The organism is Flagellimonas spongiicola, assembly GCF_023502425.1.
Lineage (GTDB): Bacteria > Bacteroidota > Bacteroidia > Flavobacteriales > Flavobacteriaceae > Flagellimonas > Flagellimonas spongiicola.
Map to the genome: position 1 here is coordinate 447,156 of NZ_JAMFMA010000003.1, position 25,175 is coordinate 472,330.

General features: G+C 38.8%; 26 protein-coding genes. 21 read left to right on the forward strand and 5 right to left on the reverse strand.

The window, feature by feature from the left end; all coding sequences use genetic code 11:
• Positions 1-3: 3 nt before the first annotated feature.
• From metF to M3P19_RS13540, 3 genes are read left to right on the forward strand one after another with little or no spacing between them, the layout of a single operon-like run.
• On the forward strand, positions 4-957 hold the full coding sequence (gene metF / locus M3P19_RS13530; RefSeq protein WP_249658224.1) for a methylenetetrahydrofolate reductase [NAD(P)H]: 954 nt from the start codon (positions 4-6) through the stop codon (positions 955-957).
• A gap of 59 nt (positions 958-1,016) precedes the next feature.
• Positions 1,017-2,123: an acyloxyacyl hydrolase gene (locus M3P19_RS13535; protein ID WP_249658225.1), complete on the forward strand. Its 1,107-nt coding sequence runs from the start codon at positions 1,017-1,019 to the stop codon at positions 2,121-2,123.
• Between the two features lie 38 nt (positions 2,124-2,161).
• A complete protein-coding gene (locus tag M3P19_RS13540) occupies positions 2,162-2,929 on the forward strand; it encodes a head GIN domain-containing protein (protein ID WP_249658226.1) in 768 nt (255 codons plus the stop codon).
• On the opposite strand, the gene M3P19_RS13545 is transcribed toward M3P19_RS13540, so the two are convergent.
• A complete protein-coding gene (locus tag M3P19_RS13545; protein ID WP_249658227.1) occupies positions 2,930-3,793 on the reverse strand; it encodes an AraC family transcriptional regulator in 864 nt (287 codons plus the stop codon).
• 158 nt (positions 3,794-3,951) lie between these two features.
• Here M3P19_RS13545 and M3P19_RS13550 point away from each other — a divergent pair, with 158 nt between their 5' ends.
• The 8 genes from M3P19_RS13550 to M3P19_RS13585 all read left to right on the forward strand — a co-directional run bounded on the left by M3P19_RS13550 (position 3,952) and on the right by M3P19_RS13585 (position 10,776).
• Positions 3,952-5,007, forward strand: a complete 1,056-nt coding sequence (locus M3P19_RS13550; protein WP_417953932.1) for a serine hydrolase domain-containing protein — start codon at positions 3,952-3,954, stop codon at positions 5,005-5,007.
• Positions 5,008-5,022: 15 nt separating this feature from the next.
• Complete coding sequence (locus M3P19_RS16930; protein WP_283777954.1) at positions 5,023-5,997, forward strand: response regulator transcription factor; 975 nt, start codon at positions 5,023-5,025, stop codon at positions 5,995-5,997.
• Between the two features lie 63 nt (positions 5,998-6,060).
• Positions 6,061-8,388 carry a TonB-dependent receptor family protein gene (locus M3P19_RS13560; protein WP_249658229.1) on the forward strand — a complete coding sequence of 776 codons (2,328 nt, stop codon included), beginning with the start codon at positions 6,061-6,063 and terminating at the stop codon, positions 8,386-8,388.
• A gap of 61 nt (positions 8,389-8,449) precedes the next feature.
• Positions 8,450-8,683, forward strand: coding sequence for a thioredoxin family protein (locus M3P19_RS13565; RefSeq protein WP_249658230.1), 234 nt, complete (start codon positions 8,450-8,452; stop codon positions 8,681-8,683).
• 111 nt (positions 8,684-8,794) lie between these two features.
• Positions 8,795-9,403, forward strand: coding sequence for a MarR family winged helix-turn-helix transcriptional regulator (locus M3P19_RS13570; protein ID WP_249658231.1), 609 nt, complete (start codon positions 8,795-8,797; stop codon positions 9,401-9,403).
• Positions 9,400-9,996 carry a Crp/Fnr family transcriptional regulator gene (locus M3P19_RS13575; RefSeq protein WP_249658232.1) on the forward strand — a complete coding sequence of 199 codons (597 nt, stop codon included), beginning with the start codon at positions 9,400-9,402 and terminating at the stop codon, positions 9,994-9,996. Before M3P19_RS13570 ends, M3P19_RS13575 begins: the two co-directional genes overlap by 4 nt.
• A gap of 95 nt (positions 9,997-10,091) precedes the next feature.
• Positions 10,092-10,373 (forward strand): hypothetical protein, encoded by a 282-nt coding sequence (locus tag M3P19_RS13580; RefSeq protein ID WP_249658233.1) that lies wholly within the window; start codon positions 10,092-10,094, stop codon positions 10,371-10,373.
• Between the two features lies 1 nt (position 10,374).
• Positions 10,375-10,776 carry a group III truncated hemoglobin gene (locus M3P19_RS13585; protein WP_249658234.1) on the forward strand — a complete coding sequence of 134 codons (402 nt, stop codon included), beginning with the start codon at positions 10,375-10,377 and terminating at the stop codon, positions 10,774-10,776.
• Between the two features lie 6 nt (positions 10,777-10,782).
• Here the strand turns inward: M3P19_RS13585 and M3P19_RS13590 are convergent, their stop codons facing one another.
• Positions 10,783-12,222 (reverse strand): pyridoxal phosphate-dependent decarboxylase family protein, encoded by a 1,440-nt coding sequence (locus M3P19_RS13590; RefSeq protein ID WP_249658235.1) that lies wholly within the window; start codon positions 12,220-12,222, stop codon positions 10,783-10,785.
• Between the two features lie 88 nt (positions 12,223-12,310).
• Positions 12,311-13,204: a gliding motility-associated ABC transporter ATP-binding subunit GldA gene (gene gldA, locus M3P19_RS13595; protein ID WP_249658236.1), complete on the reverse strand. Its 894-nt coding sequence runs from the start codon at positions 13,202-13,204 to the stop codon at positions 12,311-12,313.
• Between the two features lie 342 nt (positions 13,205-13,546).
• On the opposite strand from gldA, the gene M3P19_RS13600 reads away from it, so the two are divergent.
• The 5 genes from M3P19_RS13600 to M3P19_RS13620 all read left to right on the forward strand — a co-directional run bounded on the left by M3P19_RS13600 (position 13,547) and on the right by M3P19_RS13620 (position 18,272).
• Positions 13,547-14,377 carry a prephenate dehydratase gene (locus M3P19_RS13600; RefSeq protein ID WP_249658237.1) on the forward strand — a complete coding sequence of 277 codons (831 nt, stop codon included), beginning with the start codon at positions 13,547-13,549 and terminating at the stop codon, positions 14,375-14,377.
• Entirely contained in the window at positions 14,374-15,516 is a 1,143-nt protein-coding gene (locus M3P19_RS13605; RefSeq protein ID WP_249658238.1) for a pyridoxal phosphate-dependent aminotransferase, read from the forward strand. Before M3P19_RS13600 ends, M3P19_RS13605 begins: the two co-directional genes overlap by 4 nt.
• Position 15,517: 1 nt before the next feature.
• A complete protein-coding gene (locus tag M3P19_RS13610) occupies positions 15,518-16,378 on the forward strand; it encodes a prephenate dehydrogenase (RefSeq protein ID WP_249658239.1) in 861 nt (286 codons plus the stop codon).
• Positions 16,379-16,386: 8 nt separating this feature from the next.
• Positions 16,387-17,469 carry a bifunctional 3-deoxy-7-phosphoheptulonate synthase/chorismate mutase type II gene (locus M3P19_RS13615; RefSeq protein WP_249658240.1) on the forward strand — a complete coding sequence of 361 codons (1,083 nt, stop codon included), beginning with the start codon at positions 16,387-16,389 and terminating at the stop codon, positions 17,467-17,469.
• A gap of 128 nt (positions 17,470-17,597) precedes the next feature.
• On the forward strand, positions 17,598-18,272 hold the full coding sequence (locus M3P19_RS13620) for a head GIN domain-containing protein (RefSeq protein ID WP_249658241.1): 675 nt from the start codon (positions 17,598-17,600) through the stop codon (positions 18,270-18,272).
• A gap of 52 nt (positions 18,273-18,324) precedes the next feature.
• On the opposite strand, the gene M3P19_RS13625 is transcribed toward M3P19_RS13620, so the two are convergent.
• Positions 18,325-18,765: a hypothetical protein gene (locus tag M3P19_RS13625; protein WP_249658242.1), complete on the reverse strand. Its 441-nt coding sequence runs from the start codon at positions 18,763-18,765 to the stop codon at positions 18,325-18,327.
• Positions 18,766-18,876: 111 nt separating this feature from the next.
• Positions 18,877-19,317 (reverse strand): hypothetical protein, encoded by a 441-nt coding sequence (locus M3P19_RS13630; RefSeq protein WP_249658243.1) that lies wholly within the window; start codon positions 19,315-19,317, stop codon positions 18,877-18,879.
• A gap of 93 nt (positions 19,318-19,410) precedes the next feature.
• On the opposite strand from M3P19_RS13630, the gene rsgA reads away from it, so the two are divergent.
• From rsgA to M3P19_RS13655, 5 genes are all read left to right on the forward strand, one after another.
• Positions 19,411-20,361: a ribosome small subunit-dependent GTPase A gene (gene rsgA / locus M3P19_RS13635; RefSeq protein WP_249658244.1), complete on the forward strand. Its 951-nt coding sequence runs from the start codon at positions 19,411-19,413 to the stop codon at positions 20,359-20,361.
• Entirely contained in the window at positions 20,362-20,814 is a 453-nt protein-coding gene (dtd, locus tag M3P19_RS13640; RefSeq protein WP_249658245.1) for a D-aminoacyl-tRNA deacylase, read from the forward strand. It begins immediately after the preceding gene.
• Positions 20,815-20,895: 81 nt separating this feature from the next.
• Positions 20,896-22,797 (forward strand): DUF3857 domain-containing transglutaminase family protein, encoded by a 1,902-nt coding sequence (locus tag M3P19_RS13645; protein ID WP_249658246.1) that lies wholly within the window; start codon positions 20,896-20,898, stop codon positions 22,795-22,797.
• Positions 22,794-24,797 (forward strand): DUF3857 domain-containing protein, encoded by a 2,004-nt coding sequence (locus M3P19_RS13650; RefSeq protein ID WP_249658247.1) that lies wholly within the window; start codon positions 22,794-22,796, stop codon positions 24,795-24,797. Before M3P19_RS13645 ends, M3P19_RS13650 begins: the two co-directional genes overlap by 4 nt.
• A 3-nt stretch (positions 24,798-24,800) precedes the next feature.
• A complete protein-coding gene (locus M3P19_RS13655) occupies positions 24,801-25,127 on the forward strand; it encodes a nucleotide pyrophosphohydrolase (protein ID WP_249658248.1) in 327 nt (108 codons plus the stop codon).
• Positions 25,128-25,175: the final 48 nt, after the last annotated feature.

The following is a 25,175-nucleotide window of genomic DNA, read 5'->3' on the forward strand; positions in this document are numbered from 1 at the left end:
CGAATGAAAGTTACAGACCATATTAAACAATCCAAAGGAGAGACACTCTTCAGTTTTGAGATTATTCCACCAGTAAAAGGAAGGAGTATACAAGAACTATACGACAATATTGACCCATTGATGGAATTCCAACCTCCATTTATTGACGTGACCACCTCGCGTGAGGAGTTTGTATATATCGACAGGGATGGGTTATTGGATAAAAAGTTGACCAGAATGCGACCAGGAACTCTTGGTATTTGTGCATCCATCAAACACAAATATGATGTGGATACGGTACCCCATGTCCTTTGTGGCGGGTTTACACGCGAGGAAACAGAGTATTTGTTGGTGGACTGTCATTATTTAGGTATTGATAATGTAATGGCCTTGCGGGGTGATGCGATGAAGGAGGAAAAGTACTTTGCGCCAACCAATGGGGGTCATAAATTCGCATCGGATTTGGTGGGTCAAATTCAGGAATTGAACAAAGGAAATTACCTGCATGAAGTCATTGAAACTGATAATTGTGCTAATTTTTGTGTAGGCGTCGCGGGCTATCCAGAAAAACATATGGAAGCGCCCTCACTCAAATCGGATTTAAAAAGGTTGAAACATAAGGTGGATCTCGGGGCTGATTATGTTGTTACTCAAATGTTTTTTGATAACCAGAAATTTTTTCAGTTTGTTGAAGAGGTGCGAAAAATAGGTATTGAAGTGCCAATTATTCCGGGTATTAAACCTATAGCCGTTAAAAGGCATTTGCAACTGTTACCGCAGGTTTTTCGTGTGGATATCCCAGAGGATTTGATAGAGGCCGTGGAATCCTGTAAAAGCAACAAAGAAGTACGACAAGTTGGTGTGGAATGGTGTATCCAACAATCCAAGGAGCTAAAAGATGCCGGAGTTCCTGTTTTACATTATTATTCCATGGGTAAATCGGATAATATCATGTCCATCGCCAAAGAAGTTTTTTAAACAGGAATACCCTTGTTTGTAGCAAAGTCATCGATTAAATATGACTATTTTTGGGCTTCATGAAGTGCCTACTTTCATTTTTTATAGTGGTTCCGGTCTTTGTGTTTCAGTGTTTTGCCCAAACTGACACAGATGGTAAGAAGTATATATTGGATGCCAGTCCTTTCTATGGATCGGTACTTCTGCACAATCCGGATATTTCCCATTTGATTACGGAACATCCCAGTGGCTTTATTTTGGGATTGAGCCAGAAACGTTATGGTCAAGAAGAATGGGAAGCACTTTATGGTTACCCGGATACGGGCTTTACCTTTATCTATCAAAACATGCAAAACCCCACATTGGGGGAACATTATAGCGTTTACGCGCACTTTAATTTTTATCTACTTAAGCGAAATGTCCAGTTAAGGGTGGGGCAAGGAGTGGCATATAACACCAACCCTTATGACAAAAATTCCAATTTCCGGAACAATGCGTATGGAACACATGTACTGAGCTCCACCATGATGATGCTCAATTATCAAAAAGACCGACTTTGGAAGAACTTGGGATTAAAAGCTGGATTTTCTTTGATCCATTATTCCAATGCTAACTTTAAAGCACCTAATACATCGACCAACACATTTGCATTGAATTTTGGGTTTACCTACGATTTGAACCCTAAAATGAACCCCGAATTTATTTCGAAACAAATTTCAGAAAAGACGGTAGAACCTGTTAAATTGAATTTGGTGTTGAGAGGGGGCGTAAATGAAAGCGATGTGATCAATTCTGGACGCTATGGCTTCTGGATTTTATCGGCATATGCTGATAAACGGTTGGGTAGAAAGAGCGCGATACAATTTGGGGCAGATGCATTTTTCTCCAACTTTTTAAAAGAACTGATTCGTTTGCAGGCAACTTCGTTTCCAGAATTGAATGTGGCCTCTGATACCGATTTTAAACGTGTTGGGTTGTTTGTGGGCCATGAGTTGTTCATTAATAAAATGAGTGTGGAGACACAGTTAGGCTACTATGTTTATTATCCATTTGATTTTGAAGGAAGAGTTTACAATCGAATTGGAATGAAACGCTATTTTGCTGATACCATTTTTGGTGCGATAAGTTTAAAATCACATGGCGCAAAAGCAGAAACTGTAGAATTTGGTATAGGGATTAGACTATAACGTAAATGGTAAAACATCTTAGTTCATATCGATTATCCATGCACTTGAAGCACCAGGGATTGTTTGTTTATTATTTGGTGACATTGTTATTGTTCTCCTGTAATGGGGAAAATGCTCCGGACTGTTTTCAAAATGCGGGTGATTTAACCCAGCGTTCAGTGGATATTGGCCCATTTACCAAAATAACCGTATTTGAACGTATCAATCTAGTGTTAAGGTCAGGGCCAGATCATCAAGTTATGGTAGAGACCGGGGAGTTTCTTCAAAATGAAATTTCAGCAATAGTGGAAGGAGATAGACTGGTTTTGCGCAATGAAAACGGCTGCAACTTGTTTCGAGAATATGGCCTTACCACAATTTACGTCACAGCACCTAACATTGATTTAATCAGGAGCAGCACAGGACTTTTGATATCTAGCCAAGGCGTGCTGGACTATCCCAATCTAACTTTGATCTCAGAGAGCTTCAATAATCCAGAGACCGAAACTACGGATGGCAGTTTCGATTTGGATTTGAACGCAACAAGTGTGCAAATAGTAGTCAATGGTATAGCTTACTTTAAATTGGCAGGCACTACAGAACAACTTGATGTAAACATAGCAGCAGGAGATTCACGGGTGGAAGCCGAAAACTTGATTGCCACCAATGTTATCGTGAACCATAGGGGAACCAATGACATTTTTGTTAATCCACAACAGCGAATTTCAGGAGTGATTCGGAGTACTGGGGATGTGATAAGCACTAATCGCCCACCGGAGGTTTCCGTGGAAGAACTCTTCAATGGGCGATTGATTTTTACTGACTGATCACTTTATTGGGATATAGATTTCAGTCTTCAGTTTACTTTCTTCAGTCCGTTCAGGATTGTTGAGGTATTTTTCACGCAAAGGCGCATCCCGCAGTTCGTGTCCACTTTCAAGTAACCAAGTATTGAATATGTGGTCATAAACTTGATCTAAATTTTTATAGGTCCCTTGGTAATGGAACACTACAAACTTACCACCCTCCAGTTTTTTTATCCCAACCTCGCCAGAGGGTTTTGCTTCTTTATGGATGATTAAACAAGCATCGTAACGGATATTGCTTTCTTCAGTTACTTTGGGGTCGTCGTAAGGTAGACCTATGTGTTCAATACCCGCAGTAAATAGTTTTTGACTTTTGACAATGGACCATAAAGTAGTCCAAGCCCCTGGATAATCTAATTTTTGATAGGCACCTTTTAAGGTGATGTAGATACAGTTTTTATCCTCAATGTTCAGGATTTTTGGTTTTTTGATGTTCAATGCTGTTGCTTCCATTGGATTGACATTTTGAAAAGTTATGGATTTGTTTTTTCGATATTCCGAAGGACTGATACCAAAATGCGACTTAAAAGCCTTGCTCAAGGAAGAAGGTGAATCGTAGCCGATTGCATATCCAATGCGCTCCATGGATTCATCACTGTAACGTATCATTTTGGCGGCTGTCTCCAACCTTATCCTTGAGATATAGGAGCCAATAGGCTCGCCTAACAAGGCCCTCATGATGCGATGGAAATGAAAGGGTGAAAAATGTGAGATTTCTGCCAATTTTTTGATATCTATCTTTTCATCCAGATGATCATGGATATAGGCAACAACCCGATTCATTTGTTGATAGTAATAATCTTTATTGTGCTTGTTTTGAGTCATTATCGGAATTTGTTTGAACAAATGTAGATTGTCTTCAAAAGGATCTCTTTTCCATTCTTGCTGAATCTACAACTAGCGTTATTTTTGTTTTGATTAGAAATGAAAATCCATAGCACAAAGGTATTAGCAAGTTAATTCAACATATCAAATCGTGGTTTATCCCTACAGCGCCAAAATCGACAGAAGAAGTATCAGATTTTGCCAGGGTAGATGTGCGTTGCCAGAATCTTGTAAATTCTAAAAAAGTGCCCGGCCTTTCCATTACCGTAATTCAAAATGGGAAAATTAGATTTAAAAATGGCTATGGTTATTGCAATTTGGAAGAAAAGTCAAAGGTAGATGTAACGAATACAGTTTTCAGGATTGCCAGTATTTCCAAATGCATCACAGGATTGGCATTAGCTAAGATGGCGGAGGAAGGAATATTAAACTTTGATGATTCCGTATACACCTATCTTCCAGATTATCCAAAGAAAGGTTTGGATATTACACTTCGGCAATTGGCGGGACATACTGCAGGAATACGAGCCTATCGCGGTAAGGAATATGCCTTGAACAAGAATTTGACTATTAAAGACAGCTTGAGCTTATTTCAAGATGATCCTTTGCAATTTAATCCTGGTGAAGGATATCTGTACAATAGCTTCGATTTTGCGCTACTTTCCCGTGTGATGGAGGTAGCCAGTGGAATTCCATTTGAAATTTATGTAAAAGAAAATGTATTGGAACCCATTGGATTGAAATGCACATTTACACCTGAGGAAATCAATGGTAAAACGGTAGATTTTACAACAAGAGCTTTAGAACTAGCTTCGTTCTATACAAAAACAAGGAATGGTTTTAAGGAAGCAGTTGCCGTGAACAATCAGTACAAATTGGCCGGGGGAGGTTACCTATCTACCAGTATGGATGTGGCCAAACTTGGACACTATATCATGGAAAAACAGAATGCCGAAAATCCATTTTTAAGGGAAATACTGAAATCACAATACGTCAATGGCAATCCTACGTACTATGGTATGGGTTTTCAGGTAAGTCTGGATAAGGCAGGAAGACGATTCTTCGGTCATGTTGGTAATAGCGTTGGGGCATATTCCAATTTTTTCTGTTATTCAAAAACTGAAACTGTCATATCCATTTTGGTCAACTGTACAGATCCAAAAATCCAGTTGGAATTGGACGAAATGGTGAATTGTATACTAGCTGAAAAATAACTAGCTTCGAATATCATGGTTCAAAGACTAATATTCTTCATTGTTTTGATGGGCACCCAAGCCATTTCGGCACAGGCGGTTTCCGGTTACGTCAATTTTGATAAGGAAGGAGATTGGCATCCAATGGTTGAACTGAGCCAGGTTTCTTTGGACGAGTTTGAAGGCATAAAAGCCAATAGACCTTTGACCAAGGTAGCCATTTCTGAGGATGGTTATTTTAAGATTGACAAGAAATACTTCTCGGATAAAAACAAGCTGTATCAACTCCATGTTAGGCGTTTGAACAAAATTGTAAACGATACAGTGAACAAGCAAGTCACCTTTATGCTTTCCAATAAAGATCGCATGGTCTTTGAGAAAGGCAATCGGGTTTTCTCGAAATACGTTACCTCAAATTCCGGAGATTTGGAGTGGCAAAAAATGCGGGATTTTCAAAGTAAGTTAATAACGCAGTACGTAAACGATGAGATTATCTCAAATTCGCAAAAATCATATGTAAAGGACTCTTTGCAGATTTTGATGGTAAAACTTATCGGGATAAAACAATTGGCCGAGAATCAGCTTCTGGATAGGGATATCCACGAAAATCCTAGTTATTATATTGCATTGTTGGGTCAACTTAAAGAAAGTACCATTCAACCTACAGAATATTGGTTTTTGGAGAAAAGGTTGGCATACCTATCGCAAACCAAGCTGGAACAGGATTTAAAAGTGAGTCGTTTCCTCAATGTTGGACTGATTGTTTTGCTTGTACTAATTGGAATTGTTACACTCGGCATAAAGTCACAGACTAAGATTATCTCGCCATTAAGTAGACAAGAGGAGAACATAAAGAACCTCATACTGCAAGGGAAGAGTAATAAGGAAATTGCTGATGAACTTTTTATTAGTTTAAGTACGGTAAAAACCCACATCACCCATATCTACAATAAGCTCCAAGTAACCAATAGACGCGAATTATTGTCGAAAAATGCAGGTACTAGCACCTAAATCAGACCTCCAAAGCTTGTAGTCACTCATTTCTGTCAATTTCTTTGATTCAAAATATTCGTTTTGAAACATAAGATTACACTCTTGTTTTATTTAACCTTGACTATTGGATTTGGACAGCAAACTTTTTCAATAAAAGGTAAGATTACAGACACTGATGGAATTACAATTGAATTTGGTGAAGTCTTGCTCCTGAAAAAGGAACAGGCGAATCCAGTTAGATATGTCCCGATTGAACAGGGTTTTTTCACGTTGGACGATCTTCCAAGAGGTAACTATTCACTTCGCATTAATTGTGCGGGTTTTAAAGAATTATCCACTGAAGTATACTTGGATGACAATAAATTCGTGGAATACCAGCTAACACAAAGTGTTAATCAGTTGGATGAAGTAACAATGGTGGCCACTAAAAATCCAATTAGCTATAAAAATGGTACTGTTGAAGTGGACGTCCAAAACCCTGTATTTTCGGCAATTCCAGATACACTTGGTGTACTTGCACGGATTCCAAACGTACAATTGTCCCCCGCAAGGGATAATATTACAGTAATTGGTAAAGGCAATCCTCTGATTTATTTGGACAATCAATTGGTGGATTTTGAAGTACTTTCCACATTGAACGTCGCAAATCTATCATCAGTTGAATTGATTATGAATCCCTCCTCCAAATATGAAGCAAGTGGACGGGCAGTTTTGGTACTCAAAAGCAAAAGGAACACCAAACGGGGAATAAATGGTAGTCTTCAAGAAACAGCCTCCTTTAAAAGGAATTACAACAATTATCTCGCCGCTAACACCAATTTTGGAAATGGCAAATTGGAGGTGAGAGCAAGCGCAAATCTTAATCATTTACAAACTTGGGAAAGCAATGGTTTTTTATTTGAAATTCCAAGAGCACAAATAACCTCCGATTATTTGGTTTTGGTCCCTAAAAACAAAAGAATCCAGCGAAATTATGGTTTGGGCGTCTATCTACCATTAAATGGAGATTCGTATATCTCGGTCAATTCCGTGGGAAAGTTTCAAACCGATGAATTTGACATTGTAACTGCGTCTTTTTTAGCCATTGGAGAAGAATCGTCAACCATATACACCCTAACTGATAATGACAATTCCAATGACTACATTACCAGCAACCTGAATTTTAACAGATCATTTGATGATGAATGGGAATTGTTTTTGGGTGCACAACATTCGTATTTTGCCCGGAAATTAGGTACGGAAATCGCCAATGGAATTACAACGGAAGACTATAACTTGGAACAAACACGTGATCAAAAGTTCACATTGAACACTTGGGCATTGCGAATGGATGTGGCTTATGACATTAAAACCGATGCAAAGTGGGAGTGGGGAGCAAGTTCCAGTCAAGCCAGGGCAAATGCGTTTTCGTTGATTGAAAACCTTTCCGATACAGAGAATACAATCATAGATTTTGCATATACCGAGCAGTTATATGCGGCGTATACTAATCTATCTCTGCAACTCTTAAAAAGTTGGAAATTGGATTCGGGATTGCGAATGGAGCACAATGAAGTGAAAAGCGAACTGGAAACTATTGAAACCCCATTGGTTGAAAGAAAAAAAACAAGGTTTTTTCCAAAATTTGCTATGCACTTCGATTTTAAAAATGGGATTTCTTTATCTAGCAGTTATGCAAAAAGTATAGCACGACCAAATTACGCACGAACCAGTTCCATTGCCGCATTTATCAACCCCGTATTGGAAGGCACTGGTAATATTAACTTACAGCCCAGTATCACTGATGAAGTATCTATGAATGTCCAGCACAAGGATAAATCATTGCGGTTTGGTTTTTATAAAACAAACTACCCATTTAATTTCACCATAAGTTATGATGATTCCCTGGGGGTAGCAGCCCTATCCCAAGTCAATTTGGACAAGGAACAAGGGTATTACATCAGTGCATTGCTACCGTTTTCAAAAGGAATTTGGACATCCAACAATACAATCAGTCTAAATCGGAATAAAATTTCTGATGATACTGGTGTCGAAGGACGAACAACTCCATTTTTATACCTCTATTCACAGCATCAATTTAAAATTACAAAGGACACTACACTGGCTTTTAGTGCATGGGCCATGACAAAAAGAAACGAGGGCCTGTTTCAACGGAACGCATTATGTTCCGGTGAGTTGACTTTTGCCCAGAAAATTGGGCAATCCTTGATGATCACCCTGCGCATTAATGACATTTTCAGACAACTGGAGTTTGAAGATAGTTACCAGATAGCTGGTGTGAGGGCATCTGGGAGCTATTTTTCTGATGGCCGTGAATTAGCCTGTTCCATAAAATACAATTGGGGACAAAAAAGAGATGCGAAATTTAAAAACAAAGATGTTGATGAAAATTTAAATCGAATAAATTAAAAAAGTTAGGAATCCTTATTATATTTGTATTGCAATTTTGCAATAACAAAAACTAAAATCAATGAGTAAATCAATTTTTTATCATGCAGGATGTCCAGTATGCGTGGATGCGGAACAAGAACTAGTAACGCTATTAGGTGCCGACAATGTTAGCGTAGTTAATATTGGCGAAGAAAGGGCCAGAATATCTGAGGCGGAAGCAGTCGGTGTGAAGTCGGTTCCGGCCTTGTTGACACCTAATGGAAATGTGTTGCACATTAACTATGGAGCTTCTATTGAAGATGTAAAGGCTTAGTTTTAATCCATAAAGTTAGGAGTCCTACATATATTTTTTAGGTTTAAACGTACAAGGTTAATTAGGATAACTAACTTTGTCTACCGGGTTTTCCCGGTAGACTTTGTGTACATGAGCGTAAAAAAAGTTTTTGACCCAAATACCCAGCAAAACGATTTGTCCAGTAAAATCGTAGTTGGACTTGAACGAATTTCACAGGCGTTCAAGGTGTTACTATGGCAACAAGCCAAAGAACTGGGTCTAAGTCCTATACAGATACAAATTCTCATATTTATCGCTCATCATAATGGGCCACTTAATAATGTAAGTGCTTTGGCACAAGAGTTTAATGTTACAAAACCTACCATAAGTGACGCTATAAAAGTATTGGAACGAAAGTCATTGGTAATAAAAGATCATTCTTCTCCAGATAGCAGAAGTTACACGTTATTGCTATCTAATCTTGGTCAGGATGTGGTTAAGAATACTGAGAATTTTACCTCTTATCTAGTTACGCAAATTGATAAGTTGAACGAGGAGGATCAAAAAGGGTTGTATAGAATCCTTGGAAATTTAATCTATCAATTAAATAAAAATGGTATTCTATCGGTACAGCGCACCTGTTATGCTTGTAAATTTTATCAAAAGACCACCTCAAATCATTATTGTCACTTACTGGAACAGCAATTAAAAGATGCTGATATTCGATTGGATTGCGTTGAATTTGAAGCAAACGTATGATTTCCGAAGCCCTTTTGATGCAATATGGCGCGCACAAGTTTTCAGTGCGAAAAAAGGAGGTCTTGTTTCATTTAGATTCACGACCTCAATATTTTTACCAGGTTCATCAAGGTAGAATCAAAATGAATTATTTCAATGAAGACGGGAAGGAGTTCATTCAAGGAATTTTCACTGCTGGTCAAAGTTTTGGTGAACCACCTCTCTTCGAAGAATTGAGCTATCCGGCGCAAGCAGAAGCTGTTGAAGATTCCGTACTATGGAAATTGGAGAAATCGAATTTCTTTACATTACTAAAGGCAAATCCCGAAGTTCATTTGGAACTTACCAAAGTGCTGGCAAGTAGATTGCATTATAAAGCTACAATGGTTGCTGAGATCTCCACGGAAAATCCAGAACATCGTTTACTGAAGCTTATTGATTATTTTAAGGTTCATATTTACGATATTCCTATTGAAACACCCTATTTGGTGGAACTTTCCAGACAGCAACTAGCCGATTTGACTGGACTTAGGGTTGAAACCGTCATAAGAGCGATAAAATCCTTGGAAAAAAAAGGAGAACTGAGTCTAGATGCGCACAAAATCCGTCGTTGAATTAATGCCTCATATCTAGTTTTATGATTTCGGTCATAAAATTGGCTGATGGTTCCGAAATAATTTTGTCAAAAACAATGACAAATGACATGATTATGGAACGCTATCTTAAAAGTCTGGAAGTATTTGAAAAAGATATTCGTGGGTATTCTACCATCGGAATAATAGCTCAAAGTTGCTTGGGTTCAGCCGCTGCCATGTTTATATTGATTAATGGCGTAAGCCCTTGGCAAATGTTTCAGTTATTTTTGGTTACCATAGCCTGTATGGGTTTTAATGCAGCGGTTTTGTCTCAGTTAAAGCCAAAGGTAGTTTTCAATCTGTTTCTAAGTAGTTGGATGATTAGTACCATTGTAATAATTCTAAATTTGTGGTAGTATGGAAAGAATGGATTTAACCACTAGGGAGGACGTTAATTTATTGGTTACCAAATTTTATGAAAAGGTAAGGGCAGACAAGGAAATCGGACATTTTTTTAATGAATTGATTGAAGATTGGCCCGAACATATGGAAAAACTGACCAATTTCTGGGAAACCAATTTGTTCTTTGTTCCAAAATACAGGGGAAACCCCTTGAAGGTGCATGCAGAGGTTGACGCCAAAACCGGATACACGATTACAAACTATCACTTTGGTATTTGGTTAAGACATTGGATTGGCACCATCGACACCTATTTTGTAGGAACCAATGCAGAGAAAGCAAAACAGCGCGCCAGAAATATAAGTGTGCGTATGTTCATCGCTATTTTTGAACAGCAAAAACAGCAACTTTCACAATAAACAAGTTTATTGGTTATCAGGGCATTCTTTTGCAAAATGCTCGCATAAGTCCAATGTTTCTTGAACTTGGTCCATTGTAGTTCTTGGATTTATCAAACACATACGCAATACCACTTGTCCATGCAATATGGTAGTGACTAAAAGTGCCTCTCGTGAAGCCACAACATGCTCTGAAATGTACTGATTTATTTTATCCAGAGTATTGGCGTTGTGCTTTTTACCCAAAGGATGATATCTGAAATTGATCACTGCCAGGGTTGCAGGAAAAACAACCTCCCATTCTCCGCTCTTTCTAAGGCGTTTCTCCACGGCTTCAGCCAAATCAAAATTATAGGTGATCGCTTTTCGAAATTCCTGCAGACCAAAGGTTTTTATAGACATGTAGAATTTAAGAGCACGGAATCTACGGGTCAGTTGAATGCCATGGTCATAAAAATTAATTTCTGAAGTATTGCCCTCAATATCCCTCAAATACTCAGGTTTCTCAGTAAAGGTTTGACTAAGAAACTTATGATTGCGAACTAAAAGGCAACCCATTTCATAAGGTTGATAGAACCATTTATGCGGGTCTACCGTGAGCGAATCCGCTTTTTCGATACCCTTTAAAACTTGTTTTCCATTTTTGGCAAGAATTGCTGCTGCTCCGTACGCGCCATCAATATGGAACCAAATGTCTTCTTGTTTGCAAATGGAGGATAGCTCTGTCAGGGGATCAACCGTTCCAGTATTTGTGGTTCCCGAAGTAGCAATTAAGCAAAATGGGTGAAGTCCTTCCAACCTGTCCTTTGCGATACAATTTTTAAGTTTGTTCACTGCAAATTTGAACTCCCCATCCGTGGGAATTATTCTGATCTGTTCTTTTTTAAATCCTAAAACCCTTATGGCTTTAATGTTTGAAGAATGCGCTTGATCAGAGAGGTAAATCACGGCTTTTGAGAAATCCGAACCACATTTTATTCTTCGTGCTGTGGCCAAAGCCGTTAAATTGGCCATGGATCCACCGCTAGTAAAAATTCCGCCACCCTTTTTCGCAGGAAAACCGAAAATTTTCAACAGCCATTGGATTGTGATGATTTCCAACTCTGCCGCTGCTGGTGAAGCTGCCCATCCGCCGGAAAAAACATTGAAACCTGTTGCTAGGGCATCGGCCATTACACTTACGTAATTGCTTGGCCCAGGAACAAAGGAGTACGATTTTGGATGCGCCATATTCGTACTGTTCGTCATAACATGCTCCAAAACAAAGTCCAGAACTTTTGCAGACTCCACTCCCTTTTCAGGAGCTTCTTCCAGAAAAAGGGAATCCATTTCCTTGCGTGATCCCAATGCTACAGGTAATTGATCTTGCTGTGTATGATGATGATCTACAATGGCGTCAACAATGCGGTAACCTAAATTGGTCATCTCATCTTTCGATAATTCTAGCGTAGCACGGTTCTTCTTCATATTGAAATACTCAAAATTTGCTGCAAAATTACCCATTTGTCATGGCAACAAAATGACTTTTAGCAGAAATCGAAAGGAAAAAATGGGGTTAGGAGGTAAGTTCAGTGAACAAACTTTCAAGATTTTTGTTTTTTCGACTTAGTTGGAGTGTTTTCAACTTATTGTCATGAGCAAAATCAAAAACCGCAGGCCGCATATCCTTATCCGTATTGAAAGTGATTTCATAGACAAATCCTCCGGTGTTCTTCACACGAGCTACGTGAGGTAATTTGTTCAGTAACACATCTTCAACCCGATAATCGAATTCAACCTCAATAATCTGTTCATTCGCATCTCGTAGGGCCTCCAACTTTTTATCGGCAACAAGTTGTCCTTTGTTAATGAGAATTACTCTATCACAAACTGCTTCAACTTCTTTCATGATGTGTGTTGAAAGTAATATCGTTTTTTCTTTCCCAATTTCACGAATGAGTTTACGGATTTCAACCAATTGATTAGGGTCTAGTCCAGTAGTTGGTTCATCAAGTATTAGCACCTCTGGGTCGTGCAATAATGCGGCGGCCAAACCTACTCTTTGCCGGTATCCTTTGGATAGTTGACCTATTTTTTTATGTGCTTCCGGGCTTAGTCCCGTTTTTTCAACTACATCATCAATTCTAATTTTATCTACCCCATAAACACTGGCATTGAAGGACAAGTATTCTTTCACATACATATCCAGATATAAAGGATTATGCTCAGGAAGATAACCGATACTTTCTTGAACCTGCTTTTTAGCTGAAGTAAGATTGAATCCATTAACCTTCGCCTCCCCCGAATCTGCCTTGTAATAAGTGGTCAGAATTCGCATCATGGTGGATTTGCCGGCGCCATTTGGACCTAGGAAGCCAACTATTTCACCTTTATCAATAGTAAAGGAGACATCGTTCAGGGCAATTTGTTTTCCGAAAGTCTTGGTTATGTTCTTAACGGCAATGGACATGAAATTGAATTTAAATCCAAAAATACGGTTTTAACTGTTTGTGAATTGCCGGAGGTTTTAAAATGATTCCATTGAAAATTCCCAACAAAACATGTGTTTCGGCTATGGAAATTCAAAAAAAAGGACGCATAAACAAAAAATCGAAAAAAATTCGGGCATTAGGATGGCATTTCATATGAATGTCTATCTTAGCCTCAGATTTTATCAAAAATGACAAAAACATATTTCTGGAACGGTTTTTATTTCTACTTCTTTTTTAAGAGAAGCGAGGGACTGTTCTAGATATATATAACGTATAACAACAGATTAAGTCCCGGTGTAGATCGGGACTTTTTTTTTACAATGGATTTAAGAGTCGCCATACAAGGTATCAAGGGTTCAAACCATCATCAGGTAGCTATGGACTATTTTGGAAAGGACATTAAACTGGTAGAATGTTTGTCCTTTGATACCATGATCGAACATATTTGCAATGGGACTGCCGATAAGGGAATCATGGCCATAGAGAATTCGATTGCCGGTTCTATTATTCCCAATTACAACTTGGTTTACCATAATAACATCCACATTATAGGTGAACATTATTTGAGCATCCATCATAATTTGATGGCCTTGAAAGGGGTGGCGATAGAACAAATTGAAGAAGTGCGTTCCCATCCCATGGCGTTGTTGCAGTGCAAGAAGTTTTTGAAGCAGTACCCAAAAATCAAACTGGTGGAAGATGTGGATACCGCTGAAACCGCAAGAAAAATTCAGGAGGGACAATTAAAGACCATAGCTGCAATTGCCCCTAAAGTAGCCGCAACATTGTATGATTTAAATATCATTGCTCCGGAAATCCAAACCATAAAGAACAACGCGACCCGCTTTATAATTCTCAAAAAGGTAAATAAAGTATTGCCCAAAGAAGAAATCAATAAGGCTTCTTTGCGATTTATTACCGATCACAAAAGAGGGAGTTTGGCAACGGTATTGAATGTGATGAGTGATTGCAATTTGAATTTGACGAAGATTCAATCTCTACCTGTTATAGAAACGCCTTGGAAGTATGCATTTTTTGTTGATGTGACTTTTGATGAATACCAAAACTTTGAAAAGGCCAAATCTTTATTGGAAATAATGTCCGAGGACTTTAGGTTACTTGGCGAATACAAAAATGCCCTGTTGCCATGATCACAGCAGATAGATTAAAAACCGTTCAAGAATACTACTTCTCTAGAAAACTGAGAGAGGTAAGAGGATTGATCAATGAAGGTAAACCCATAATCAACATGGGGATTGGTAGTCCAGATTTGGCGCCATCACCAGAGGTTTTGGAAACCTTGAAAGACGCCATTACTGACATTGGTGCGCATCAATACCAGAGTTATCAAGGACTTCCAGAGTTGCGCGCTGCTATTTCTCAGTTTTACAAGGACAAATTTGCGGTGGAAACCGATGCCAGTTCGGAGATTTTACCACTAATGGGTTCCAAAGAGGGTATCATGCATATTGGGATGGCTTTTCTAAATGAAGGCGATGAGGTGTTGTTGCCAAATCCTGGATACCCAACCTATACTTCGGTTAGTAAATTGATTGGAGCAATACCTCGCACTTATGAACTGAAGGAAGAGAATGGATGGTTTCCGGATTTGCAGGAATTGGAGCAAACGGACTTATCAAAAGTTAAGGTGATGTGGGTAAGCTATCCACACATGCCTACAGGAGCAACGGCCAGTAAAGAAAAATTGACACAATTGGTGGATTTTGCCAGAAAACATGGGATTCTATTGGTAAATGACAATCCATACAGCTTTGTTCTGTCTCAAAACCCAACCAGTATCTTATCCATTTCAGGTGCAAAAGATTGTGCCTTGGAGCTGAATAGTTTGAGCAAAACCTTCAACATGGCCGGCTGGCGTGTGGGTATGGTTCTAGGGAATAAGGATCATATAAATGCAATTCTTAAGGTGAAAAGTAATATGGATTCAGGAATGTTCTATGGAATCCAAAAGGGTGCAATTGCTGCATTGAAAAGTGGAAAGGAGTGGTTCAACGCTTTAGATGAAGTCTATACCAAAAGAAGGGAGCTCATGTTTCAACTTGCAGATAAATTGGGTTGCAGCTATGATCGAAATGCGGTTGGCATGTTTGTTTGGTGCAAACTACCTAAGGGATCAGTAGGTTCGGAAAAATTTATTGATAAGGTATTGGAAGACAAGCATATTTTCATTGCTCCAGGCACCATATTTGGAAGTAATGGCGAAGGGTATATTCGTTTTTCCCTTTGTGTCAAAGAAGAAAAAATCAAGGAAGCCATAGAAAGATTTTAAAATGAATTTAATTGTAATAGGAATAGGGCTTATTGGCGGTTCTTTTGCGAAGGATGTGAAAAAAATTCATCCTGACACCCAAATTACCGGAATTGACAAAAGCGAGGAGCATTTGGAAGAAGCTTTGCAATTGGGTCTCATAGATCAAAAAGGGGATTATACTTCTTTGGCCACAGCCGATATGGTGTTTGTGAGTATTCCAGTAAATGCACTGGTCAAGGAGTTACCCAAGATACTGGATTCAGTTGGGGATGATACGGTGGTGATTGATACCGGCTCAACCAAAGAATTAATTTGTGCAGCCGTTGAAAACCATCCAAACAGAAGAAATTACCTAGCATGCCACCCTATTGCAGGTACTGAGTTTTCGGGCCCCAGTGCGGCGATCAATGGATTGTACCATGGAAAGACCAACATTATATGTGAGGTTGAAAAGACTGCGTTCAAGCTTCAAGAGCGGGCGTTGGAGCTGTTCCAAGGCATGAACATGCGTATCCGCTACATGAATCCTTCGGCACATGACAAACATATCGCCTATGTCTCCCATTTATCACATATCAGCTCATTTATGTTGGGAAAGACAGTTATAGAAAAAGAAAAGAATGAGCGTGATATTTTTGACCTCGCTGGCAGTGGATTTGAAAGTACGGTCCGATTGGCAAAGAGCTCACCGGATATGTGGACACCCATTTTTGAACAGAACAAGGAGAATGTGGTTGAGTCCTTGGAAGAGTACATCCAGAATCTAGAAACTTTCAAGCAATTGCTATTGGATAATGCCTATGAAAATGTTCATCAAGAAATGAATAACACCAACAGAATAAAACAAATATTAAAAGGAATACCCCTAACAAAAAGTTAGAATCAATTATGGAAAACAAAAAGGAAATGAGAAAGTGGTTGGATGATATGGGATTACCTCATCCATTGGTGATAGCCGGACCCTGCAGTGCTGAAACGGAAGAGCAGGTGTTGAAAATTGCCCATGAACTAAAAGACACCGATGTAAACTACTACCGCGCAGGAATCTGGAAGCCTAGAACACGACCAGGTAATTTTGAAGGGGTAGGTGCCATTGGCTTAAAGTGGTTGCAAAAAGTGAAGGAAGAAACAGGCTTGAAGACCGCTACGGAGGTTGCCAATAGAGCCCATGTAGATTTGGCGTTGGAACATGATGTTGATCTTTTATGGATTGGCGCTAGATCCACAGTAAGTCCATTTATTGTTCAGGAAATAGCAGATGCACTTGAAGGAACGGATAAAATTGTCTTGATCAAAAACCCGGTGAATCCAGATTTATCACTTTGGTTAGGTGCTGTAGAGCGCTTGTATTCCGCGGATATCAAAAAACTAGGGGTTATCCATAGAGGTTTCTCTACTTATGAAAAGACCAAATACCGAAATATTCCAGAATGGCAAATGGCTATTGAGTTACAATCCAAATTTCCTGATTTGCCAATTATCAATGACCCAAGTCATATAACGGGTAAACGAGACATGATATTTGATGTATCCCAGACTGCATTGGATCTAAATTTTGATGGTTTGATGATTGAAACACACCATGATCCAGATAATGCATGGTCAGATGCCGCGCAGCAGGTAACTCCAGATACGTTGGTTCAAATCATGAAGGACTTGAGAATACGTAAAGAAACTGATGTGGAAGCCGAGTACAATAGCAAACTGAGCAATCTACGTGCGCAAATAGACGTAATTGACAATCAATTGATCGATATGTTAGGTAAACGCATGAAAGTATCCGATGGGATTGGCGAATTGAAAAAGCAAAAGAATGTTGCCGTACTTCAGACCAACCGTTGGAATGCCATATTAGGTAAGATGATATTGGAGGGCGAATCACAAGGGCTTAGTGAAGAGTTTGTTTTGCGTATGTTCAAGGCAATCCACCAAGAGTCCATTAATCACCAAGAGAAGATTATCAACGCATAAGTCGCTTCTCAAGAACTAAAAATGCCATTTGAATGGGAGCACCCATTATCAAATGGCATTTTTTTTTGCTTCAACCGTAACAGTCACCTTTATTAGGTCTCTTTATATCAGTTAATTCAATCAAGACCATGAAAAATACGATAACACTAACATTATTGTTGTTTGTAACAACTTTAGCAGCACAAAGAACTATAGATACTGAAGTTGGGGAATTCAATGAAATCAAAGTTTTTGATTTGATTGAAGTCAACCTTATCCAATCTGACGAAAATCGCATTGTGATCAAAGGAAGAAATGTGGACGATATTAAATGGGCCAATAAAAATGGCGTATTAAAACTTCGAATGCAGTTGGACATGAAGTTCACAGGTGAGGATACCTTCATTGAAGTCTATTATACGGACCTGGATGTTATTGATGGAAATGAAGGGGCGCAAATTACCTGCAACGAATTGGTGAAAAAGAACAATTTGGAGCTTCGGGCACAAGAAGGAGCACGCATAAGAATTGGGATGGAAGTTGATCATGTGGATATTCGTGCAGTAACAGGAGGTATTGTTGAGGCTTCTGGATTGGCAAGTAATCAATCCATAGTATTAAATACCGGAGGTATTTTTGACGGCAGGGACTTACGTACGGCAAGTACGGATATCAAGATTTCTGCTGGAGGTGAAGCAGATGTTTTTGCTTCGGAGGTTGTTGACATCAATGTACGAGCTGGCGGGGATGTAAATGTATATGGTAAACCCAAGAAGGTGTACAAGAGTACATTTGCCGGTGGAAGAATTCACGTAGTCGACTAGTTCGTAAATTCAATAAAGTAAAAAGCCCTCTTAAAGAGGGCTTTTTTAATGACTATCTTTTGAAAATATACCGGGTAATGAATATGCCTTGACCATCACCTTTTCCACCTTCACTTTCAACAGCACTGTTAACAAAGGCTAACTCCCAGCCATTGGCAATCATATCATTGATCATTGAAGTGATCAATGCATCGTTCGCTGCAATGTTCTGAAAGCGAATACCACCTAAATTGTAAAAGTTCAAAAGTTTGGTCTCTTCAAAATTCTTTACACGGATTTCGCCCCTTTTGGATTTGTTCCGAGTATTGTCCTCTTCGGTTTGTACGCTTGTAAATTCCCTATAATCCTTGTCTTCCAGAGCATTGACGATACGAGATCGCCCAAGGCCATTGGGAACAATGGATTCTACACTGGTGATTACCTTATATTCTTGGGCGTTAATGCCGAATGTCATACCTAGGGCCAAGCCCATCAAAATAAATACTTTCTTCATAATGTAATTTTAGTTCTTTTCTAAAGACAAGAAACAAAGTCAAAGGGTTGCATAAGACCAAAAAAAAGCTCCTTGCGTTAACAAGGAGCTATAAAATATTGGTAGTCTACCTTACTTTCTAAAAATGTAACGGGTAATGAAAATACCTTGTCCGTCTCCTTTTCCACCTTCACTTTCCACGGCACTGTTTACAAATGCAAGTTCCCAACCATTGGCTATCATATCATTGATCATGGAAGTGATCAAAGCATCGTTAGCTGCAATGTTTTGGAAACGAATACCACCCAGGTTGTAGAAGTTCAAAAGTTTGGTTTCCTCAAAGTTTTTTACTCGAATATCCCCTCTTTTGGATTTGTTACGGGTATTGTCTTCTTCGGTCTGAACACTTGTGTATTCACGGTAATCCTTGTCTTCCAAGGCGTTTACGATCCTGGAACGTCCAAGTCCGTTAGGTACAATGGATTCCACACTGGTGATCACTTTGTACTGTTGTGCATTCATTTCGAAGGTTGCGGCCAATGCCACAAAAGCGATAAAAAGGATTTTTTTCATAATTAATGATTGAAGTTGATTGTATCTGTACACAAAGATATACGCCGTTATAGGAGGATTATTGTTTCTTTGTACTGAAAATATGAACAAATAGTGCAAGGAACTGTTTATAAATCCACTGGTAGCTGGTACACCGTAAAGGCGGAGAATTCCGAATTTTATGAGTGTAGGATAAAGGGCAAGTTCCGCATTAAAGGCATAAAGAGTACCAACCCGGTGGCCGTTGGAGACATTGTGGAATTTGAATTGACCGAGGTTGGCGGTGAAACCGTTGCGGTAATCACAGCCATTAAGGACCGAAAAAACTACATCATTCGTAAATCGGTTAAACTGTCCAAACAAACGCACATAATCGCTGCCAACCTTGATCAGGTATTTTTATTGGTCACTTTAAATAATCCACCAACGTTTACAAGTTTTATTGATCGATTTTTGGTGACTGCGGAAGCTTATGATATTCCTGTTGTCTTGCTGTTCAATAAAATGGATGGGTATGACGAGGACGAAATGGTGGAAGTCAACTATTTGATTCAATTGTACCGCTCCATTGGCTATAACTGTATTGAAATTGCAGCAAAAACCGGGGAAAATGTCGATAAAGTGAAATCCCTAATGCTTGATAAAACAAGTATGTTCGCCGGACATTCAGGGGTAGGTAAATCCACATTGGTTAATGCTTTGGAGCCTGGATTGCAGTTAAAAACGGCAAAAATCTCTGAACAACACCTACAAGGTCAGCACACGACCACCTTCGCAGAAATGTACGATTTGTTGTTTGGCGCTCGGATAATAGACACGCCGGGAATCAAGGGTTTTGGTATTGTTGATATGGAAAAAGATGAGATTGGCGATTATTTTCCTGAGTTCTTTGAATTGAAATCCCAATGTAGATTTAACAATTGTCTGCATTTGGATGAGCCAAAATGTGCCGTAAAAGCGGCCTTGGATGAAGATAAGATAGCATGGAATAGGTACCGTAGTTATGTGCAAATGGTGATGGGTGAAGAGGAGAATTATAGAGTGGATATCCATAAAGAACGTTAAATGAGGGCGGTAGTTCAAAGAGTTTCCAAAGCAAGTGTCACCGTAGATGAAAAGAAAGTTTCTGAAATAGGTCTTGGATTATTGGTTTTGCTTGGAATTGAGGATGAAGACAATGAAATGGATATCAATTGGTTGTCCAATAAAATTGCAAATTTGCGCATATTCAATGATGCGAATAACGTGATGAATCATTCCGTACAGGATGTTAATGGCGACGCCATTGTAGTCAGCCAGTTTACGTTGCACGCAGCAACAAAAAAAGGCAATCGACCTTCCTACATAAAAGCTTCCAAGCCAGATGTTGCCATACCACTTTACGAAAAGTTTGTTCAAAGAATGGAGCAGGATTTAGGTAAAAAGGTAGGAACAGGAATTTTTGGGGCGGACATGAAAGTTGACTTGCTCAATGATGGCCCCGTTACCATAATAATCGATACAAAGAACAAGGAATAACGTCCATTCGTCGATTAAAACTTTTCTTTTTGTAGGAAAATTGACATATTCGTACTGCAATTATCAACCTACTCACCATCAATGCGAATTCCTACCCTGTTTCTCGCCTTTTTTAGTTTTTTCATTTCATTTTCCCAAGAATACGCAGTAAGCAACATTTCAGAAGCATTGTTGAAGAATGCGGATGTTGTGGTTCGTTTGGATCAGATGAACGTTTTAGTGAAGGAACGAGATGAGATGTTGGTCACTTCCAAACGTATTGTCACCGTGCTCAATGAAAGTGGGGATGACTTTGTTCATGCTTGGGGATTTTATGATAAAAGTACAAGGATTACCGAAATTGAAGCCAAAATATACAATGCTCAGGGAAAGGAAATTAAAAAGATAAAACAAAAGGATTTTCAAGACCAAAGTGCCGTGTCCGGGGGGACACTCTATTCAGATTCCAGGGTATTGTTTATGCGTTATACTCCAACAGATTATCCATATACCGTAGAATTCACTAGGTCATACAATACTATTAATACTGCATTTGTGCCACCTTGGTTTTTCGTGGATGGGTATCGAGTGAGTACAGAAAAGAGTCTATACACCTTCCAAATAGATTGTGGTATTACCTTTCGACATAAAGAGTTAAATCTCGATGACTATGGAATTGAATTTGTTGATCAAGGGAATAGAGTAAGTTATTCGGGTAATAATATAAATGCAATAAAACGAGAAGCCTACTCTCCATCCTTGCGAGAGTTTACACCCAGAATTCAGATTGCTTTGAATCAATTTCATTTAGAAGGAGTAGATGGATCAGGTGAAAATTGGGAAGACCTTGGACGATGGATTTATAACGAACTATTGACCGGCCAGGGAGAGTTGGATGCGCAAACGATCCAAAAAGCCAAAGATTTAGTGGCAAATACCAACGATCCATTAGAGAAGGTCCGTAAGATTTATGATTTTGTACAAAGCAACACAAGATATATTAGTGTTCAATTAGGTATTGGAGGTTGGATGCCCATAAGTGCTTCTGAAGTGGACCGTGTAAAATATGGGGATTGTAAAGGCCTTACGAATTATATGATGGCTTTGCTTAATGCCGTAGGTGTCGAATCCTATTATACTGTGGTTTATGCTGGGCGACAGAAAAGGGATTTTGACGAAGGCTTCACGTTGATGCAAGGGAATCATGCCTTTTTGAATGTGCCTATTGGAGATGATGAAGTTTGGTTGGAGTGCACAAGTCAAGTAACCCCAGTTAATCATTTGGGCATATTCACGGATAATAGAAACGTGTTGAAGGTTACCCCAACAGGAGGTGAACTTGTAAGAACCAAAGCATATTCGGATGAGGAGAATTACCAATTGACGAAAGCCGAATACTTTGCAAAAGCAGACGGCCTAATTGAAGGTAAGGTGGAAATACTATCAACCGGAACACAATACAACCAAAAATTCCGAAATCTACAAAAGACGGAATTGGAACGTGAAAAATTCTATAAGGATTATTGGGGATACATCAATAACCTGAGTCTTGGAAAAATAGATTTTACCAATGATAAAAGAACCATTGAGTTTAAGGAGATTGTGGAATTTAGCGCTGATGCCTACTTATCTTCTGTAGATGGGAAATTAATGTTTGCACCAAATATTGGAAATAGAAATCTACATGTACCAGAAAAAATAAGGAGTCGTAAACGAGACTTACTTATTTCCAGAGGTTATTTGGATGAAGATGAATTTTTGATTCACCTCCCCGATGGTTATGAGCCAGAATCACTGCTGGGCACAACAAAATTGGATACAAAATTTGGGTTGTATGAAATCGAACTTTCAGAAAAACAAACGGGAATTTTACTGTATAAGAGAAAGTTGCTAATTAAGTCGGGTCGTTATTCTAAAGAAGATTATAAGGCTTTCCGGGATTTTAGGAGGCAAATAGCACGTCACGACAATTCCAGAATAATACTAACCAAAACTAAACCATGAAGACAAAATTATTGATCATCTTTTTAATTGGATTTCAAATTACATATTCCAACGATATAAAATTTGGTAAGGTTTCCAAGGCGGAATTAGAAGAAACCCAACACTCAAAGGAGGCGGATGCAAGTGCTGCGATTTTGTATAAAAAAGAAAGGGTGACCTATAATTACGGGGCCGATGAAGGTTGGGCTATGTTAAAAGAAGTCCATTTAAGGGTTAAGATTTATAAAAAAGAGGGTTTGGATTGGGCAACCATTTCCGCGCCATTATACATTTCCAATGGCGATGAAGAAACCGTATCCGGTGTTAAAGGCTATACATTCAACTTGGTTGATGGCAAGGTAACAGAAGAAAAGCTTAAAAAGGATGGTATTTTTATCGAAGAAGTCAATAAATATAGAAGGAAGGCATCATTTACCTTGCCAGAGGTAAAAGTAGGTAGTGTAATTGACTTGACCTATACGGTTAAATCGCCATTGTTTTGGCATATGGATGATTTTTGGTTTCAATACGCCATTCCTGTAAATAAAGTCCATTTAAGATTGGACATTCCACAATACTTTGTATTTAAAAGATATACAAAAGGTTTTTACCCAATTCAATTGAACCAGACAAGGGAGAATAGACAAATAAATATTTCATATAGAGCTCAAGATGATACGAGATCTGTAGCGTATTCAAGGCATACGGGTACTCTGGATTTTTACGAAAATGTTTATGAGGTAAATGCTACGGATTTACCCTCTTTAGTTGAAGAGGAGTATACCAACAATATAGATAATTACAGAGCGGCAATCAAATTTGAACTAGCATCCACCCAATTTCCAAATCGACCTTATAAGAATTACAGCTTAAGTTGGGAAGATGTTGCCAAATCAATTTATCAGTATGATAGTTTTGGTAATGAGTTGAGGAAAACCAATTATTATAAAGACGATATTGATCAACTGTTATCAGGCGTTACAGAGAAGGAAGAAAAGATCCAAAGAATATTCGCTTTCGTTCAGTTTAAAATGAACTGGAATAATTTTTATGGTGTCGGCGCAAGCGATGGTGTAAAGAAAGCTTATAAGGAAGGTTCTGGAAACGTTGGTGCCATAAATTTGATGTTAACTAGTATGCTCAGGTATGCCGGGATAAAGGCTAATCCTATATTGGTTAGTACAAAATCAAACGGTATTCCTTTGTATCCAACTTCTGATGGATTCAATTATGTGATAGCTGGAGTAGAAGTATTGAATGATGTAATTCTATTGGATGCAACAGAAAAAAATGCATATCCAGGAATATTACCCGAACGTGCCTTGAATTGGATGGGTAGATTGATTCGCGAGGATGGTTCTTCTACCCAGGCGCAATTGATACCAAAAGAACTTTCTAAAGAACTACATTATGTAAACGCCACTATTTTAGCTGATGGCACCGTGGAAGGTAAGACTAGAAACCAATACACCAAACAATTTGCGCTTTCGTTTAGAGATCATATGGACGACACGGATGAAGAATCCTATCTGGATGAGATGGAAAATCAGTTAGGCGAAATGGAAGTGGATAATTATGAATTGAAAAATAAAAAGACGCCAACCAAACCAGTAGTTGAAACATGTACCTTTTCTAAAGAGAATCAAGGCGAGATTATTGGAAATAAGATGTATATATCGCCAATGTTATTCCTAGGACAAAAACACAATCCATTTAAAATGGACAAAAGGGAGTACCCCGTTGATTTCAGTTTTCCAAGACAAAAGAAATATATGGTAAGCATAACGGTTCCAGAAGGGTATCAAATCGAATCTATTCCGGAAAATACCGTAGTGCAATTGCCAGGGAATGCTGGTAAATTTTCGTATCGAATTGTCACTAAAGGAAATCAAATCAACGTTAATGCAACAACTGAATTAAATACAGCCTTTTTCCCAACTGAATATTATGATGCATTGAAAGAATACTACAAGAATTTGGTGCAAAAACACTCAGAAAAGGTAGTTTTGTCCAAAATCTAGGACATGAATATCCAAAATGCCCAAAAAGCAGTTGATGAGTGGATTCAAAACCATGGGGTACGCTATTTCAATGAGCTTACCAACATGGCTCAATTAACCGAGGAAGTAGGTGAGGTTGCACGTATCATAGCTCGGCGCTATGGAGAACAAAGCGAAAAGGAATCCGATAAGGATAAGGATTTGGGAGAAGAATTGGCCGATGTTATGTTCGTTGTGCTTTGTTTGGCGAACCAAACAGGAGTGGATTTGCAGGACGCTTTTGATAAAAAATTGGACCTTAAGGCAAAACGGGACCATGATCGTCATCAGAATAACAAAAAGCTTAAATAAAGTTAGTCCAGCACAAGAACAATAAACGGGTTTTTTCTAGCTTTGGCT